We start from the raw sequence: 1070 nt of genomic DNA on the forward strand, positions 1-1070 counted from the left end.
TTCCAGCTCCAGCTCCAGCTCCAGTTCCAGTTCCCTGTCTTCTTCCTCCAGCGAACCTCCCACCGAAGAGGAACCATGCCCTTGTCCCTGTGACTGTGACGAGGAAGGCGATGAAAACTGCGTTCAGCAACAACCTACTCCGGGCGATCCCGATGACCAACAGGACTGCCAGGGCGATGCCTGTGTCAATCCCCCTTCTGCAGGAGGTCCCCCTCCTCCTTCTCCGGCCAGGTTCATGCGCATGGCGCGATCTTCCACCCCCTCCAGCCTCAACTCCAACAGCGGGCCTTCCCTGCGCTACAACCATCCCATGGCATGGAGCGCCTCCTTCTCTGGAGACGAACGGCGCGTCACCGTCAAGCGTCCCTCCGGAAGCCATATCTATTTCAAGGCCCAGGAAGGAAGTGCCGAGGCTTCTCCCGTTGGCAGCTCCAGAAAACTGGACTATCGCGTATGTCTGCTCAACCAAGACCTCACTCCCAATATCCAGGACACTCCCGCCTACATGGACATGGTGCTTCCTTCCGGCATGATCCTGCGCTTCTCAGCAGCCACCGGAGAGGTTGTCTCCGTCACCAGCTCCTCGGGCAACACTATGTCTGCCGAGGAGTATGCCCGCAAGGTTCAGGTCACCTACAACCCGGATGGATCTCTCAACAGCGTCTATTCCCAGGTCCAGGGGCTGATGCGAAGCATTCCCGGAGACAACAGCCTCACCCTGGAGTGGTACGCTCCCGGGAATGTCTCTCCCACTAACGATGGGGAATTTGTGGTTACCGGAGAACCCTACAAAATGGCCCTCTATGAGACTTCCATGGAAAATGGTGTAAAAGTAACCCATATTACCAATCAGAGAGCCGGACAGAAACCGCAATTTATCGAACGCCGGGAGGAAGACGGCAAAGTGGCCATCATCAAGGGAGAAGGGGACGAGCGCATCGTACGCACGATTGAACGTAACGCCTTGCCCGGCTCCAAGTGGGAGCGGATTGAAACGGTCAGGGGCATCAATGATTCCCAGCCTTCCCGCAGTACGCGCACGGTGAAGAAGTATACCGACGGAGGCTGGC

At 57.6% G+C, this 1070-nt stretch carries 1 protein-coding gene; it reads left to right on the forward strand.

The annotated features are described in order from the left end of the window. Nucleotides 1-241: 241 nt before the first annotated feature. The coding region (locus tag HMPREF3039_RS02865; protein WP_197457881.1) for a hypothetical protein at nucleotides 242-1070 on the forward strand (829 nt) is incomplete at its 3' end.

This window comes from Akkermansia sp. KLE1798 (assembly GCF_001580195.1).
GTDB lineage: Bacteria > Verrucomicrobiota > Verrucomicrobiia > Verrucomicrobiales > Akkermansiaceae > Akkermansia > Akkermansia biwaensis.